The 15,610-nt window shown below is 72.8% G+C and carries 14 protein-coding genes; 6 read left to right on the top strand and 8 right to left on the bottom strand.

Annotated features, from left to right (window positions below; all coding sequences use genetic code 11):
- Positions 1-12: 12 nt before the first annotated feature.
- The gene (locus ACP6CK_RS14665; protein WP_426959806.1) at positions 13-354 is read left to right on the top strand and encodes an STAS domain-containing protein; all 342 of its coding nucleotides are present in this window, start codon (positions 13-15) and stop codon (positions 352-354) included.
- Complete coding sequence (locus ACP6CK_RS14660) at positions 344-769, top strand: ATP-binding protein (RefSeq protein WP_426959805.1); 426 nt, start codon at positions 344-346, stop codon at positions 767-769. The genes ACP6CK_RS14665 and ACP6CK_RS14660 overlap by 11 nt, the downstream gene beginning before the upstream one ends.
- A 58-nt stretch (positions 770-827) precedes the next feature.
- Here the strand turns inward: ACP6CK_RS14660 and ACP6CK_RS14655 are convergent, their stop codons facing one another.
- On the bottom strand, positions 828-2,246 hold the full coding sequence (locus tag ACP6CK_RS14655; RefSeq protein ID WP_426959804.1) for an FAD-dependent oxidoreductase: 1,419 nt from the start codon (positions 2,244-2,246) through the stop codon (positions 828-830).
- A gap of 117 nt (positions 2,247-2,363) precedes the next feature.
- Between ACP6CK_RS14655 and ACP6CK_RS14650 the strand changes: the two genes are divergently transcribed.
- The 3 genes from ACP6CK_RS14650 to ACP6CK_RS14640 all read left to right on the top strand — a co-directional run bounded on the left by ACP6CK_RS14650 (position 2,364) and on the right by ACP6CK_RS14640 (position 5,532).
- Positions 2,364-4,166 carry a hypothetical protein gene (locus ACP6CK_RS14650; RefSeq protein WP_426959803.1) on the top strand — a complete coding sequence of 601 codons (1,803 nt, stop codon included), beginning with the start codon at positions 2,364-2,366 and terminating at the stop codon, positions 4,164-4,166.
- Complete coding sequence (locus ACP6CK_RS14645; RefSeq protein WP_426959802.1) at positions 4,163-4,975, top strand: DUF2272 domain-containing protein; 813 nt, start codon at positions 4,163-4,165, stop codon at positions 4,973-4,975. The genes ACP6CK_RS14650 and ACP6CK_RS14645 overlap by 4 nt, the downstream gene beginning before the upstream one ends.
- Positions 4,976-5,175: 200 nt before the next feature.
- Positions 5,176-5,532, top strand: coding sequence for an H-NS family nucleoid-associated regulatory protein (locus tag ACP6CK_RS14640; RefSeq protein ID WP_426959801.1), 357 nt, complete (start codon positions 5,176-5,178; stop codon positions 5,530-5,532).
- A gap of 314 nt (positions 5,533-5,846) precedes the next feature.
- On the opposite strand, the gene ACP6CK_RS14635 is transcribed toward ACP6CK_RS14640, so the two are convergent.
- The 3 genes from ACP6CK_RS14635 to ACP6CK_RS14625 form a co-directional block, all read right to left on the bottom strand.
- The gene (locus ACP6CK_RS14635) at positions 5,847-6,482 is read right to left on the bottom strand and encodes a biliverdin-producing heme oxygenase (RefSeq protein WP_426959799.1); all 636 of its coding nucleotides are present in this window, start codon (positions 6,480-6,482) and stop codon (positions 5,847-5,849) included.
- Positions 6,479-9,208, bottom strand: a complete 2,730-nt coding sequence (locus ACP6CK_RS14630; RefSeq protein WP_426959798.1) for an ATP-binding protein — start codon at positions 9,206-9,208, stop codon at positions 6,479-6,481. Before ACP6CK_RS14630 ends, ACP6CK_RS14635 begins: the two co-directional genes overlap by 4 nt.
- 120 nt (positions 9,209-9,328) lie before the next feature.
- Positions 9,329-10,258, bottom strand: a complete 930-nt coding sequence (locus ACP6CK_RS14625) for an isoaspartyl peptidase/L-asparaginase family protein (protein ID WP_426959797.1) — start codon at positions 10,256-10,258, stop codon at positions 9,329-9,331.
- A gap of 651 nt (positions 10,259-10,909) precedes the next feature.
- On the opposite strand from ACP6CK_RS14625, the gene sthA reads away from it, so the two are divergent.
- Positions 10,910-12,337, top strand: a complete 1,428-nt coding sequence (sthA, locus tag ACP6CK_RS14620) for a Si-specific NAD(P)(+) transhydrogenase (RefSeq protein ID WP_426959796.1) — start codon at positions 10,910-10,912, stop codon at positions 12,335-12,337.
- A 137-nt stretch (positions 12,338-12,474) separates the two neighbouring features.
- Here sthA and ACP6CK_RS14615 read toward each other — a convergent pair whose 3' ends face one another.
- The 4 genes from ACP6CK_RS14615 to ACP6CK_RS14600 form a co-directional block, all read right to left on the bottom strand.
- The gene (locus ACP6CK_RS14615; protein WP_426959795.1) at positions 12,475-12,945 is read right to left on the bottom strand and encodes a hypothetical protein; all 471 of its coding nucleotides are present in this window, start codon (positions 12,943-12,945) and stop codon (positions 12,475-12,477) included.
- 14 nt (positions 12,946-12,959) lie between these two features.
- On the bottom strand, positions 12,960-14,267 hold the full coding sequence (locus ACP6CK_RS14610; RefSeq protein ID WP_426959794.1) for a sulfite oxidase: 1,308 nt from the start codon (positions 14,265-14,267) through the stop codon (positions 12,960-12,962).
- A gap of 75 nt (positions 14,268-14,342) precedes the next feature.
- Complete coding sequence (locus ACP6CK_RS14605) at positions 14,343-15,149, bottom strand: hypothetical protein (RefSeq protein ID WP_426959793.1); 807 nt, start codon at positions 15,147-15,149, stop codon at positions 14,343-14,345.
- A gap of 31 nt (positions 15,150-15,180) precedes the next feature.
- Entirely contained in the window at positions 15,181-15,594 is a 414-nt protein-coding gene (locus ACP6CK_RS14600) for a DUF350 domain-containing protein (protein ID WP_426959792.1), read from the bottom strand.
- Positions 15,595-15,610 lie beyond the last annotated feature (16 nt).

The following is a 15,610-nucleotide window of genomic DNA, read 5'->3' as shown; positions in this document are numbered from 1 at the left end:
CGGGGACCGACCATGCGCTTCGACCTGACCGAGACCGACACCGACACGCTCCGCATCGCGCTGGAGGGCCGGCTGGACGCGAGCGGCGCCGCGCTGATCGAGCTGCCCTTCACCGCGACGGTCAGCGGCGCGGAGAAGCACGTCATCCTCGACCTCTCGGCGGTGCCCTTCGTCGCCTCGCTCGGCATCCGGCTGCTGCTCTCGGCGGCGCGGGTGGCGCAGCGCCGGGGCAAGCGGGTGGTCATCGTCGGCGCCGGGCCCCAGCCGCGGGAGGTGTTCGAGACGGTCGCCCTCGACACCCTCATCCCCGTCGTGGCCGATGAGACGGCGGCCCGCTCGCTCCTTGCCGCCTGACCCCGTGCTCAGCCTGTCCGCCCGGACGGGGCTGGATGGGCTGGCCGAGGCGCAGGCACGGATCGCAGCGCATCTGACGGCGCTCGGCGCCTCCGTCCCGATGCTGAACCGGGTGGCGCTGGTCGTGGAGGAGGTGGTGCTGAACGTCGGCAACCACGGCCACGACACGCCCGGCCCCCACCCCGTGGACATCGCCCTCGCGCAGGACGCGGAGGGGATCACCCTGTTGATCGAGGACCGGGCACGCCTTTTCAATCCGGTGTCCGCCGCCCTGCCCGAACGACCGACCCGTCTGGAAGAGGCGGAGCCGGGCGGGCTCGGCCTGATGCTGGTGCGGCAGATGGCGGACGAGCTTCGCCATGACGCGCGCGAGGGCGGCGGCAATCGTCTCACGGTGCGCCTGCGGGAGCGATGATCCGCCCGCGGCCCTCGGAGCCGGGATGTCAGCACCGGTCGGCGGCCTGCCAACGCGGTCAGGCCGGAACGGGAAGCGGGCGCAGGAAGACGCCCTGCGCCGCCAGGCCGGATTGCAGCGCGCGGATGTCCACCGCGCGCGGCGCGACGCCCGCATCCGCCGCGATGGCAGCGGCCACGCCGGCGGCCTGCCCGGTCAGCCAGCACTGCGGGATCTCCCGCAGGAAGGAGTGGCTGGTGGTATCGCAGGACAGGTGCCGCCCGGGGCAGAGCAGCCCGTCCACCCGGTCCGGCACGAGGGCGGCGTAGGGAACCGACAGGTTCGGGAATTTCGGCGAGAGGCTGGGCGAGACGCCAATCTCGTCGGCCCGCGCCCGTCCGTCCCAGTCCGCGCGCGTCACCGCCTCCGCCCCGCGCAGCCGGCGCGCGTGGCGCACGCCGATCTGCGGTGCGGAGAGCATCAGGAAGGCGCCCGAGAACCCCGGCGCGTGGCGGCGATAGAGCTCGAGATGCGCCACCATCAGCCGGTGGGAGCGGATCTCCACCTCCGTCAGGTCCTCGACATCCACCGCCGAGTAGCCGGCGAGGCGCGGGCCCATGAACAGCGCCACGTCGTCCCGCCAGGACACGAACGCCTTGTCGAAGCTGCCCGTCGCCTCCCGTCCGATGCGGAGGAACTCGGAGAACTCCTCGGGCCGCTCGGCGCGCCAGCGGAGATAGGCGGGCATGTCCACGCCGCCGAAGGTCCAGGACGTGTTGATGGAGCCGTGGATGTCCCGCTCGTCCACCGCCGTCTCGTGCGCGCAGCCCGCGCGGGCCAGCAGGTCGCCGTCGCCGGTCGCGTCCACCGTCACGCGCGCCAGGATCGCGCGGCGGCCCGCCTTGCTCTCGAAGATCGCGCCAGCCACGGCACCGTCCCGCATCACGGGCTCGGCGCCCCAGGCGTGGAACAGGGGCGTCACGCCTGCCTCCAGCGCCATCTCCAGGGAGGCGTGTTTCAGCCATTCCGGGTCGCAGGTCGGGGAGTGGGTGACGACCCCGTGGAAGGCCGCCGTTCGCAGCCCCCACCACGCTGCCGAGGCCGCATCCCGCGATCCCCAGGCCGCCCGGGGCGGGCCGGCGACCGCGTCCTTCGGCAGGCGGTCCAGCAGCTCCTCCGCGAAGCCGCGAATGACAAGGTTCCCGTCCCAGTCCGTCATCCGGTCGATCCAGATGACGAGCCCGCCGGTCGAGAGCCCGCCGAGGTGGTTGTACCGCTCGACCAGGATCGTGCGGGCGCCGCGCCGGGCGGCGGCGATGGCGGCGGCCGTGCCGGCGGGGCCGCCGCCGACCACCAGCACGTCGCACTCCGCATGCACGGGGATCTCCCGCGCCGCCTCCCGCACGGTGGCGGTGCGGGGCGCCGCGCGCGCGGCCCGCGGGGCACGGGCGAAGGTTTCGGACCGGAAGAAGTGGCGGCCGCCGGGATCGTCGGACATGCGGGCAGCATAGGCCGCCCCAGACCCCGGGGGGAGTTGCGCGCGCGGCCTGCCGCAGCGCGGCAAAGCGTGAGAGACTGGCCTCCCCGCAACAGGACCGGCAGCAAGCGGACAGACATGGACTTGGTGCACACCCAGGAGCGCGACCGGCTGCTCGCCTTCCTCAGGCGCCTGCTGCGGCGGACCTCGCTCGGCGGCCGGACGCTGCCCGGACTCGCCCACACCGAGGAGGCCGGGGCCCCGATCCTCGTGCTCGACAACGCGGTGGCGGCCGAGGTGCTGGCCATCCCCGCCCTGCACGACGCGGAGCCCGCCCTGGCCGATGCCGCGCTGAACCTCGTCCTGGCCGCCGGGCCGGGGGAGCGGGGCGCCGTGCCCGATTCGATCGCCAACCGGGTGGAGATCGGCCGCCACGACCCGCGCGACCTGCTCGTCACCACGCCCTGGCACGTCTTCACCGGGGACCTCTTCGCCGGCGTGCTGCGCCAGGCCCTGCGCGGGGAAGGGGAGGGGCAGGAGGTCCGCCACACCGGCAATCTCGTCCGCCTGCGGCCCGGCGGCTTCGGCCCGGCGGCCCTGCCCGCGCGCCTTGGCCTTCGGCCCGGCAGCCTCGACGTGGAGGCGGCGATCACCGCCGCCGGGGTGGAGCGGGAGGGCGAGGGCGTCCTGATGTTCCACGAGAGCGCGCTGCGCCTGCGGCCGATCCCCGGGCTCGGCTGGACCGTCGCGGCCGGCACGATCCGCTACGAGTACCGCGTGGGACCGGCCGATCCCGTGCTGCGCCTCTCCGTCACGCTTCGCGCCGCGCCGGGCCTCGCGCTGCGGGACGCGCGGGTGTCCACGGCGCTGGACGACCTCTCCCTTCTCTCGCCGCCGATGCGGGCCGTCGCGGTGGCCCGGGACGGCAACCCCCCGGAGGTGCAGAGGAAGGACTGGGACGGTCTCTCGACCCTGGCGGAGGGACCGCTCGACACGCTTCACCTCTGGGCACCAGTGCCGGAAGCGGAGGAGGGCGCGCTCGGCATCCACCTGCGCCCGCGCGCGACGGCCGGCGTTCACAGCGCCCGACTCCAGGCCCGGGACGGGCTGCCCCACTGGCTGGTGATCCGTCACCGGATCGGGGCCGTGCCCGCCGGCGGCACCGTGACCGTGCGGGAGGACCGCGTCCTCTCGCGCGGGCCCTGGCCGGCGGCGCTGGACCGCGCGGCCGCCGTCTTCCAGTCCGCGCTGGGGGAGATGCGGGACCCCGGCGTCGCGACCGGCACGGGCCCCGCCCTCGCCGCCGTCGCCGCGGCCGTGCTGCTCTCCCCCGCCTGGGCCGCCCCGCCCCCGCCGGAGCGACGCGGGCGCTGGCAGGCCTGGCTCGAGCGTCAACTCGACGCGCTGCCCGAGACGGCGGCGCCGCTCGACCTGGCCCTTGCCACCGTCGCGGCCGAGGCGCTGCTGCGCGCCACCGGCCGGGCCACGGACGGGACGCGGCTGGACCGGCTGGCCGAGCGGCTGCTCGCCGCATCGCCCGGCGACGGGCCGCTGGCGAGGGGCGCGCGCCTCCTGGCCCTCGCCCGCGTCGCCATCGCGCGGCCGGCGCCCCGCATGACGGAGGCGCTGGCGGCGGCGCTGCGGGAGGTTCCCTCGGCCGGCTGGGCGGAGGTCCCCACGCGCCCCCTGGCCATGCTGATGCGCGGCGCCCGCGCCGCCGCCCTCGCCCCGCTCGAGCCCGACGAGGTCGAGGCGGCCGAGGGCCTCGCGGACCGGCTCCTCGAGGTCCTGTCCGCCCGGCTGCTGCCCCGCGGGGATGGGCTGGAGGTGGCGGCCCGCCCCGGTATCGATGCGGGCGACGCGCTCAGCCAGGCCGCGACGCTCCTGGCCGTGCTCTCGCCCGACGCGGCCGCGCTGTCCGTGAGCGCCGCCGCAGCGTGAGGGGTCTTCTCGCGGCCCTCGGCCTCGTCCTGCTGGCGGGCTGCGCGACCGCGCCGCCGGCCCCGGTGCGGGAGGCGCCGATCGCCTATCCCCCGGTCGTGCGGGACCGCATCCTCCGGATCGCGGAGGCGGAATGGGTGGAATGGGGCCGGATCACCCTCGGCCCCGGCCTGCCGCGGCCGCCCGCGGGCGCGGAGGGGGCCGTGGACGCCTTCCCCCGCGTGCTGGCCTACTGGCGCGCCGTGCCGGAGGGCGAGGCGGAGGCGGCGGTCGCCCGCAACCGGGCGCTCTGGGCGGCCGCGCCGGGCACCGCCGCGGGCGTGTGGTCCGAGCCGGCCTGGTCGGCCGCGTTCGTCTCCTACGTGATGCGGTCGGCCGGGGTGGACACGCGGGAATTCACGCCCTCCGCCGCGCATTCCTTCTACCTCGACGCGATCCTGCGGGACGCGCGGGACTTCCCGGACCGGGCCCCCTTCCTGCCGCGCGACCTGTCGGAGCACGCGCCGGCACCCGGCGATCTCGTCTGTGCCGACCGCTCCCGCACGCCGCTCGGGACGTGGCGGGACCGGCTGGCGGAGGCGGGCCGCTTCCGCCCCATGCACTGCGACATCGTGCTGCGGACCGCGCCCGGCGTGGTGGAGGCGGTCGGCGGCAACGTGGCGGATGCGGTGACGCTCACGCGCTATCCCGCGGACGAGGCGGGGCGCCTCCTGCCGCGGGGGCCGGGAGAGCCGGTGCTTTTCGCGGTGATGGAAAACCGGCTGGGAAGGTTATTTCCCTTCGGCGGCATGACGATGCGGATTCCTTAATCCGCTGCGCCGGACTCCGGTTTCGCAGGATATAATCCATCCCGCTTGAAAAGGGCGCGGATGGGATTATTCTTCCTCGCGCGCGGGCGCACCCGATTCTTAATGCACCGGCATGGAGCCTTTTTGGGTTGATTGCGAAACAACTTTCGGCTCCCCGGAGCGGCATCGGCACTCGCCCGCAGAATGGAGAAATAAACGAGATGGCTGAGAAGGCACGCGGCGCGGTGGATCTCGATTCCATGTCCGCCCAGGAACTGAACACGCTGATCAAGTCGGCGGAGGCAAAGCTTCAGGAGAAGCAGACCGAGGCAAAGGCCGCGCTGGTGGAAGAATTCCGCAACCGCGCCGCGGAGCTCGGCCTGCCGCTGGAAGCGCTGGTGCCGGGTAGCGCTGCCGCAGCCTCCGGCGGTCGCCGGCAGCGTAAGGATGCCGGCGGCACGGTGCCCCCGAAGTATCGCGGCCCCGGCGGCGCGGAATGGAGCGGGCGTGGGCGGATGCCGAAATGGCTCTCCGCGATGGAAGCCCAGGGCCGGAACCGGGACGAGTTCCGGGTCTGACGAAATACGCCGGCTCCGTTCCGATCGGGACGGAACCGGCTGAACCGGACTCGCCGATCTTCCCACTTTCCGTCATTCGGTTGAATCGAATGGGGGATCGTGATGCGGCCTGCATAGCATAAGCCGAACTTGTCTTATTTTTCATTCGGAATGAGCGAGGCTGAGGCGATTCTATTCAGCTTCGGCCGCTTCTGTGCCGCTACGCTGCAAGCGAGCCGGCCTCTCATTCTCGATCCCTGACTTTCTCCCGGCCTGGTTGGATGCCCTGGAAGTCCGCCCTTCAGATTGTCTGAAATGCCGCTGCGGCATGCGGCTCAGGGCGTGGGAACGGTGATCGGCCCGCTGGAGATATCCGCCGCCCCACCCCTCGGCTGCGGGCCGGGCCTGGGACGCTCACCCAGCAGCCAGGCCTCCAGTCGCACGAAGGTGGCCCGGGCGCCGTCCAGGATCGCGGGCACGTCGCGCTCCGGCGCCGCCTCCAGCCGGGAGAGGAAGCCGGCCCACAGGCGCCCCGTGTCCGCGCCGGCACCGGTGAAGTAGGCGACACCATCGCCGGCACCGATGCCGAGCCGCGCCGCGAGATGGCGCGCGATCACGCGGCCACCGAGCGTGGAGCCCTCCATCACGTAGAGGGAACCAAGAGCGGCCGCGGCATCCTCCAGCGCGGGCGGCGGGCAGGCCGGCAGGGTGGCGATCGCGCCCTCCGTCAGCCCCAGGGCCAGCAGGTCGGCGTGCAGCAGGGGCAGCCGGCGGCGCGGGCCGAAGAAGGCCTCGTCCTCCAGCAGCGCGCCCGCGCGCGGCTCCCATCCCGCGCGGAACCCGTAGAAGCGGGCGAGGATGTCCCGATAGGCGGCCCGCGTCAGACTCGCGTCCATCAGGCCGAGGCCGGCCTCCAGGCGGTCATGCTCCGGGCGGGTGGCATCGCGCAGGCGCTCGCGGATCGGGGTCAAGCCGTCATGGCCCGGATCTTCGCGGCCAGCACGTCCATGGCGAAGGGCTTGGTGATGACCTGCATCCCCGGCTCCAACTGGCCGTGGCCAAGCGCGGCATTCTCCGCATAGCCGGTGATGAAGAGGATTTTCAGCCCGGGCCGCGTCACCCGCGCCGCGTCGGCCAGCTGCCGGCCGTTCAGCCCACCGGGCAGGCCGACATCGCTGATCAGCAGGTCCACCCGCTGGTGGGATTCGAGGATGCGCAGCCCGGCGGGGCCGTCGCTCGCCTCCAGCACGCCGTAGCCGAGGTCCCGCAGCACCTCGCCGACCAGCATCCGCACGACGGGCTCGTCGTCCACCACCAGGACGGAGCCGCCGTCATGCTCGGCGGGATCGGGCATGTCGGGCACGCTCTCCTCCTCCGCCGGCGCCTCGCCGGCGTAGCGGGGCAGGTAGAGGCGCAGGGTCGTGCCCTGGTCGGGCTCGGAGTAGATGCGGGCGTAGCCGCCGGACTGCTTGGCGAAGCCGTACACCATGGAGAGGCCGAGGCCCGTGCCCTGGCCGATCGGCTTCGTCGTGAAGAAAGGATCGAAGGCGCGGGCCGCGACGTCGGGCGGCATCCCCGCCCCCGTGTCGGTGACGGAGATCGCGACATACTGGCCCGGCGCCACGCCGTGGTGGCGGCTGGCATAGACGTCGTCCAGCCGCGCGTTCGTCGCCTCGATCGTCAGCCGGCCGCCATCGGGCATCGCGTCGCGCGCGTTGATCGAGAGGTTGAGCAGCGCGTTCTCGAGCTGGTTCGCGTCGCAGAGCGTCGTCCAGAGCCCGCCCGACATCACCGTCTCCACGTGGATCGCGGGACCGACGGTGCGGCGGATCAGCTCCTCCATCGAGGTGACAAGGCGGTTCACGTCGGTCGGCCGCGGATCGAGCGTCTGCCGTCGGGAGAAGGCGAGCAGGCGGTGCGTCAGCGCCGCGGCCCGGTTCGCCGAGGTCATGGCAGCGCCGAGATAGCGGTCGATCTCGCTGACGCGCCCCTGCGCCACGCGGCTGCGCATGAGCTCCAGGCTGCCGACGATACCCGCGAGCAGGTTGTTGAAGTCGTGCGCGATGCCGCCCGTGAGCTGGCCCACCGCCTCCATCTTCTGCGCCTGGCGCAGCCGCTCGTTCAGCTCGGCGATGCGGGTCAGGCTGCGGACGATCACCTCGGTGATCGCGTGGCGCAGCGTCGTCGCGATCTCCAGCTCCCAGGGCTGCCAGGGGCGGGAGTGGCCGAGCCGCTCCTCCACCCACCGCTCGAAGGAGAGGCGGGGCATCACGGCGGCGCCGTCCTCCGTCAGCGGCTTCTCCGGATTCCCACCCCAGGTGACGAGGGTCGGCTCCTCCGGCCGGAACCAGAGGAGCATGTCGGTCCGATCGGCGGAGACGAAGGCGGCCAGCACGCCGCTGGCCGATGCCGCTTGCGGGGCCCAGCCGGGAAAGGCGGCGGGAAGCTGGTCGGTGTGGAACACGCCCTCCGGCGCGGGCTGGTCGTGCAGCCAGGCCGCCAGCGCCCGGATGTCCTCGGCCGGCGGGGCATCGCCCAGCCGCTCCACCGCGCCCGCGCGCAGGATCGCGGCGCCGGTGCAGTCGAACAGCCCGGCGATGGTGACGGAGCCGGCTGTCAGCGCCGCGGTCACGTCCTCCGCCTCCGCCATGTGCGCCAGCAGGGCCGACAGGCGCTCCGCATCCGCGCGGCGCGCCGCTTCGGCGCCGCCGTGCTCCGCGGGGCCGACGCGCAGGGCGAAGGCCTCGGTGAGGGCCGAGGCGGCCGCGCGCTGGCCGGCGGAGGGGCGGTGCGGCCGGCGGTGGTGGCAGACCACGAGCCCCCAGAGCCGGCCCTCATGCAGGATCGAGAGCGACATGGACCCGTCCACGCCCATGTTGCGGTGGTACTGCATGTGGATGGGGGACAGCGCGCGCAGCCGCGCGAAGGACAGGTCCACCGGCCGCCCCGGCGTGGGCCCCGCCGTCGGATCGCTGTGCAGCGGCACCGGGGCCGCATCGCGCGAGGGGACCCAGCGGATGAGGCTGCGGCGATAGAGGTCGCGCGCCTGGGGCGGGATGTCGGAGGCCGGGAAGTGCAGCCCCTCCAGCGACTGCTCCCAGTCCGCGACCTTGTCCTCCGCGATCGCCTGGCCGTGCCAGTCGGCGTCGAAGCGGTAGATCAGGACGCGCTCGTAGCCGGTCAGGCGGCGGATGCCCGCGACGGTGGCGCGGGCGAGCGCCGCCATGTCCCCGCCGGCGGCGCGGAGCGAGGCGATGGCGCGCTGGAGGGACCGCGCGCTGGTCAACGCCTCCGCCTCGTCATGCGGGGCGATGGGCTCCAGCTCGATCAGCACGAGCCCACCCTGGACGTGGCAGGCCGCCTCGAAGGGAGCCTCCTGCCCCGGCAGACGGAGCGCCGTCTCCCAGGGGGTCTCCCCGCCCATCCCGCCGCACGCGATCTGTCGTTCCAGCTCGGCCGCGAAGGCCGGACCGAGGATCTCCGCCACGCTCCGCCCGATGAGGGTGTTCGCCGGCGGGGCCTCCCCGGACAGCAGGCAGACGTTATCGCTCGCTGCGACCAGCGAGAGGCCATGGGCCGGATCGGCGGCCAGCAGAACCCCGTGCGGCTGGATGGCGCCGGGAATGTGGATCAGCTCCTGGGCGCAGAGCGCCTCGGCCGCCTCGCGGGAAGGGGCCTCGAATGAACCGGCTCGCATGTTCCGAAAGCCCTAGCGCGTCCGCGCCGCGAAGGGGATGCCAGGGCGTGGGCGGATCGGGCCGCGGCGCAACACCTGTCCGTGACTGATCCACGAAACGGCTGAGACGGGCCCGCCCCCTCAGGCGTGGATCGCGACCCGCCGCTCGCCCGTGGCGTCCACGAGCCCGCGATACATGCCCGGCGTGTCGTACGGCATCGCCCAGGCACCGGACGCGCCGAGGGCGATGACGCCGCCGCTGCCGCCGAGGGCTGCCATCTCGGCCAGGGCCCGGTCCGACGCTTCATGCAGCGGCAGGCCGGCGAGTTCGACGAGGTCGGCGATCCGGTGGCAGAGCGCGGAGCGAAGGAAGTGCTCGCCGGAGCCGGTGCCGGAGGCGGCGACCAGCCCGTCCTGCGCCCAGGTGCCGGCGCCGGGGATCGGGGAATCGCCGATCCGGCCGGGCCGCTTGCCCGTGCGGCCGCCGGTCGAGGTGGCGGCGGCGAGGTGGCCTTGCCGGTCCAGCGCCACGGCACCGACCGTGCCGTGCCGGTCGGCCTCGTCCAGCGCCTCGGTGCCGCGGAGCATCTTCCGCAGCGCCTCCTGCCGGCGCGGGGTGACGAAGATCGCCGGGTCCACCGGCTCCAGGCCGGACTCCCGGGCGAAGGCTTCCGCGCCCTCCCCGGCGAGCAGGACGTTGCGGCCCTCCTCCATCACCAGGCGGGCGAGGCGGATCGGGCTGCGCACGCGGCGCGTGCCGGTGACGGCACCGGCCCGGCGGTCGCGGCCGTCCATGATGCAGGCATCGTGTTCCACATGGCCGGCGGTGGTCAGGGTGCCGCCGACGCCGGCGTTGAAGACCGGCGCGTCCTCCATCGCCCGCACCGCGATCTCCACCGCGTCCAGCGCGCTGCCGCCCTCCGCCAGGACGGCATGGCCGGCGCGAAGGGCGGCGTCCAGCCCGGCGCGGGCCTCGGCGGCCCATTCCGGCGGCAGGTCGGCGGGGGCGGGCACGCCGGCGCCGCCGTGGATCAGGAGGACGGGGGCAGTGGCGCGGCCGTGGGACGTCATCGGGGCTCCAGTCAGGCAAGGCTGGGGAGAACGCTCCCCCGGTTCACTCCTTTAGAGCGACTGCCATGCCGAAACTCCAGCCATGTGCCTTGTGACAGCCCGGTCGGCGCCATTCGCTGATGAGGACGCGCCACCTGAACAGTCCGGCAGGCTCGGCCCCAAGCGGCCTGGCCGCTTTCGCGGCCCGAGCGAACAACACTCCCGGCCCGATGGTCCTGTCGCTGCACCGCAAGCCCAACGGGCGAAGGCCAGTGTTGCGAGCAGAGAATACGCCGTCAGGCTGCCGGATCGCAGAAGCGCGCCCTGCCCTGATCACATCGGACACCAGCACCCAGATGAGCGGCGCCCCGCTTGCAGCCGACGCGTCAAAGCCGCCAGTCACCCCGTTCGGAGCTCGTAGCGAGGCGGGCGGAACACAGCGAGCGCCGGCGGGTGAGACTTGGTGACAAGGGAGTGGCCCGGCGTGCAAGCGGCTTCACAAGGTCCGGTCAACACCGATCTTGGCGATCCGATGAGCGCCATCAAGTTCTCGTGGCGGACTCCGTCACCGAAAGTTCCGGTCGAGGACTCGGGCAACTGTGACCCGATGCTCCTGCAGTGTAGCATCGGGGCCAATGCTGCAGAGCCTTGAAGTATCGGGAGCATGCCGGTTTGAGGTCCTACGATCTGGTCGTGATTGGCAGCGGCCCGTCCGGGCGCCGGGCCGCGGTTCAAGCGGCCAAGCTCGGCAAGTCCGTTCTGGTCGTCGAGAAAGGGCGGCGCGTCGGCGGGGTGTCCGTGCACACCGGAACCATCCCCTCCAAGACACTGCGGGAGACCGTGCTGAACCTGACGGGCTGGCGGGAGCGGGGATTTTACGGGCTCGCCTACCGCGTCAAGAAGGGCATCGAGGCGGGAGACCTCACCGCGCGCTTGCAGAAGACCCTTGAGCACGAGGTCGGCACCCTCGAACACCAGTTCGCCCGCAACCGGGTTGAACAGCTGCGTGGCCTGGCGAGCTTCGTGGACCCGCACCGCATCGAGGTGCAGATGGACGCCGGCGAGTCCCGAATCGTCGAGGCCGAGCACGTCGTCATCGCGGTGGGGACGCGGCCGCTGCGGCCGCCGCACATCCCGTTCAACGGTCAGACCGTGGTGGACAGCGACGAGCTGGTCGAGATGAGCAGCCTGCCCCGCAGCCTCACCGTGCTCGGCGCGGGCGTGATCGGGGTGGAGTACGCCACGATCTTCAGCGCGCTGGATGTCCGGGTCACGCTGGTGGAGACGCGGGGCACGATCCTCGATTTCATCGACCGGGAACTGGTGGACGACTTCATGCACCAGCTGCGGGATCGCGGGATCGGCTTCCGGCTCGGCTCCAAGGTGCAGTCGATCGCCATGGAGAACGGGCAGCCGGTGGCGCTGCTGGAGGGCGGGCGGCGCGTCCGGTCTGAGATGCTGCTCTTCGCCGCCGGCCGGGTCGGCGCGACCGACACGCTGAACCTCCCGGCCTGCGGTCTCATGACCGATGAGCGGGGCCGGCTGAAGGTGGATCCGAACTCGTTCCAGACGGCGGTGCCGCACATCTATGCCACCGGTGACGTGATCGGCTTCCCCAGCCTCGCCTCCACGTCGCTGGAGCAGGGGCGCATCGCCGCCTGCCACGCCTTCGGGGAGCCGCTGCCGCCGGCGCCGGCCTTCTTTCCCTACGGTATCTACTCCGTGCCGGAGATCTCGACGGTGGGGCAGAGCGAGGAGGAGGTACGCAAGTCGGGCACGCCCTACGAATGCGGCATCGCCCGGTTCCGGGAAACGTCGCGCGGCCACATCATGGGGCTGAACGGCGGGCTGCTGAAGATGATCGTCGCGATCGAGACACGACGTCTCCTGGGTGTGCATATCGTCGGTGAAGGGGCCACCGAACTCGTCCACATCGGTCAGGCCGTGCTCAACCTCGGCGGGACGCTCGACTACTTCATCGAGAACACGTTCAACTATCCGACGCTCGCAGAGGCCTACAAGATCGCGGCACTCGATGCCTGGAACCGGATCACCCCCCGTAAGGAGGGTGTGGCAGAGGTGTCCGGCACGCCGGGCTGACTGATTTAGGAGCCTCAGGAGGGGAACGACCTGACAGCCTCACGCCCCTTGGACCGAGGACGCTTCCGCCGCCTCGTCCGCGACGACCAGCGCCTCCCCGAAGCCCTCGCCGCCCTCAAGCCGGGCCGCAACAGTCCCTAGTTCAAGAAGGGATTGGCCCCGCCCCGCGGCCCGCGTCGCGGCGGGAAATGCTGGGCGAGGTAGTCCACGACGAGCGTGCGCATCTCGCCCTCCAGCGGCGCCATGCCGTGCTTCTCCGTCATCCAGTCCATCAGCCCGTCCCACCGGTCGCGGGACAGGGCGGTGCGGCGGATGATCGCGGTGGAGTGGCAGGCGGTGCAGCGCGCGAAGACCTCGCCGCGGCCATGGCCCTCGGGCAGCACGTCCTCGGATTCCGCCGGCCGCTGCACGGCCGCGAGGCGGGCGGTCTCGGCGCGCGCGGCCTCCTCCCGTGCGGCGCGGGTGCGATCGGCCTCGGCAGTGGCGAGCGCGGCCGGCGTGGGCGGCGGTGCCTCGGCGCGGCGTTCCGGGCGGCTGGCCGGACGGTCCACGGCGAGGGCAAAAAGCCCCAGCACGCAGACCGCGACGATGGCGAGGCGTTCCAGCATCGGCCGACCCCGGGTCAGCCGATGAGGACGGCGACGCGCGCCATGGCGTTGGCGCCATAGCCCTGCGGGTTCCAATTCGCCGCCGCGTGCGGCTGCATCCGGCCCTGCGAATCCGTGCCGCGCGTCCAGATCTCGTAGTAGCCGTCCGAGGGCAGTTCGACGCTTCCGGTCCAGCGCTGCCAGGAATGCTTGTTCGGCGGCGCCGCGACCTGCATGGCGGTCCAGCTCGCGCCGAAGTCGGTGGAGACGTGCACGTCCCGCACCGTCAGATCCCCGGCCCAGGCCTGGCCCCGCAGGTCGAGCCGCCGCGTCCCCGCGGGCAGGCGCGTGCCGTGGGCGACGTTGGTCAGCAGCGCGCGCACGGGCATGGAGGTCATGTCCGCGAAATCGGCGCCGTTGTTGTTGCTGCCCGGCACGATCGGCCGCACCGGCATGCGGTAGGATGTCCCGCCCATCCCCGGCCCGTCATGCGGCGTAGCGCGGAGCGTGATCCGGTTGAGCCATTTCTGCGAGAGGCTGCCGGGCCAGCCCGGTACCACCAGCCGCGCCGGAAAGCCGTGGATGTGCGGAATCGGCTGACCGTTCAGGCGGAAGGCGATGAGGGTGGTGTCGTCCATCGCCTTCGCGATCGGCATGCCGCGGCTGATCGAGAGGCGCCCGGGCTCGCCGGACAGGTGCGGGTCGGCGCCGAAATGGCCGGTGAATCGGGCGCCGTCCTTCGGCCCGGCCGCGCGGATCACGTCGCGCAGGCGCACGCCCGTCCATTCCCCGTTGGAGATGGCGCCGTTGCCCCACTGGTTGCCGCGCGTCTCCGGCACGAAGCCCGCGCGGCCATTCCCGCCGCACTCCATCTGCAGGCGCAGCGTCACGACCTCGAAGCGGCTCTCCAGATCGCCGAGCGAGAGGTCGAGCGGGGTGTTCACCTCCCCGTCCAGCCTCACCCGCCAGCTCTTCGGATCCCCGGCGAATCGGTCGGGGATGCCGCCGTTGTTACGGACGAAGAACTTGTCCACGGGGGTGACGTCGTCGTCGAGCATCGCCTCCGGCGTCTCGGCGACCAGCGGGCGTTCGCCGAGGAGGAGGAGCGCGGCCTTGCCGTCCATCCGGAGCGTGGGCGTGCCGTTGCCGGCCGGCTGGGCGAGGGCCGCGGGCAGCATGCCGTCCGGCATCTGGGCCGCGAAGGGAATGGAGGCCCCGACCGCCGCCCCCATGGCCGCGAGGGTGGCGCCCTTCAGCGGACCGCGCCGCCCGAAGGCCAGGGCATCGGCACGCTCGGGGTCGGTAGAATAAAGTTCGCTGAGGCCGCGTTCGGTCCGCTTCATTTTTCTCTCCCGGGAGCCGGGGAGAGAATGGACCGGATGGGCCGGGGGCTGAAACCTCCCCGGCCCGGAACCGGATCAGTTCGCGGTGAGGCGCGGCACCGGCGCCGCCGTGCCGGAGCGCTGGCGCAGCGCCGCGAGGCGGTCGGAGAGGTTGGTCGGCGCCGGGGAACGCCCGGCGGCGGCGTCCATCGCGGCGGCGATGTTCGGGTCCTCCTGCTCCGGGCGGGAGGGGGCGAGGAGCTTCGCCTTCGCGTTCGCCGCCTCGGCGTTCTGCAGGTCCCGCTGCGCCGCGTCCTGCATCGCCTTCAGCGCGACGTTCAGCCCGCTGGTGGCGCCGGCGAGGCCCGCCGCCTGGCGCGCGGCCTCGGCGCGGCGGTCGGCCATCTCGCGCTGCTGCGCGGCGCGGCCCATGTCGCGCTGGGCGCGGTTCAGCTCGGAGCGCGCGCTCTTCAGCTTGCGGCCAGCCTCGTCATAGGTCTGCTGCAGCGTCTGGAGGAAATCGGCCGCGTCCTTCGCGTCCTGCTTCTCCCGCTCCACGTCGGGCGCCATCTGCTCGAGCATGTCGAGAAGGGTGGCCAGCGAGCGCTCCAGCTCCGCCTTCTTCTCGGGGATGCCGACCTCGTTGGCCTTCATCTGGAGCTGCTCGGCCGCGGCCATGCGCTGGTTGGAGAGGGCGACGATGGCGTCGGCCTCCTTCCTCTCCTTCTCGTAGGACTGGCGGGCGGCGGCGACCTGGCGGCCGAGCTCGTCCAGGTTCTGCTCCATGGTGCGCAGCTCCGCCTCGGTCGCGGATTGCGGGTCCCAGCGGACGATCGCCTCGACGGCGCTGTTGACGACCTGGTCGGTCTTCACGCCCAGCAGGTTGCGGATGAAGGGGAACATGGCGTGGTCCTCTGTTAAGTCCGTGGGGGGATCAGCCGGCCATGGCGCCGGCATTGAGGATCGCGACCGCGAGCTGGATGCCCACCAGCACCCAGGCGGCCGCGAGATTCCCCGCCTCGATCATGCCGCGCAGGCCGCGGATGAGAAGCGAGGCGATGCCGAAGGTGACGAGCTGCAGCACGAGGGCGACGATGCCCCAGATCAGGATGTCGAGCGTCAGCCGACTTGTCGCGAGTGTCGCGCCGAGCGGGATGGCGATCGAGATGAGGGTGCCGGCCAGCACCACGCCGGCCGCCGTGTTCCCCTGGCGCACCAGCGCCATCTCGTGGAAGGGCGTGATGGCCATGTAGATGGCGGCGCCGATCATCAGCAGCGCGAGCGTCAGCCCGAATTGCGTGACAAGGACCGGCAGGCCGGCGCGCAGGGCTTCGAGGATCGCGTCCATGGCGTCGCAGGGTCTC

Source organism: Muricoccus radiodurans, assembly GCF_050154705.1.
Taxonomy (GTDB): Bacteria; Pseudomonadota; Alphaproteobacteria; order Acetobacterales; family Acetobacteraceae; genus Roseomonas; species Roseomonas radiodurans.
The sequence above is the reverse complement of the archived record's forward strand: the minus strand, read 5'-3'. Positions and strand labels throughout refer to the sequence as shown.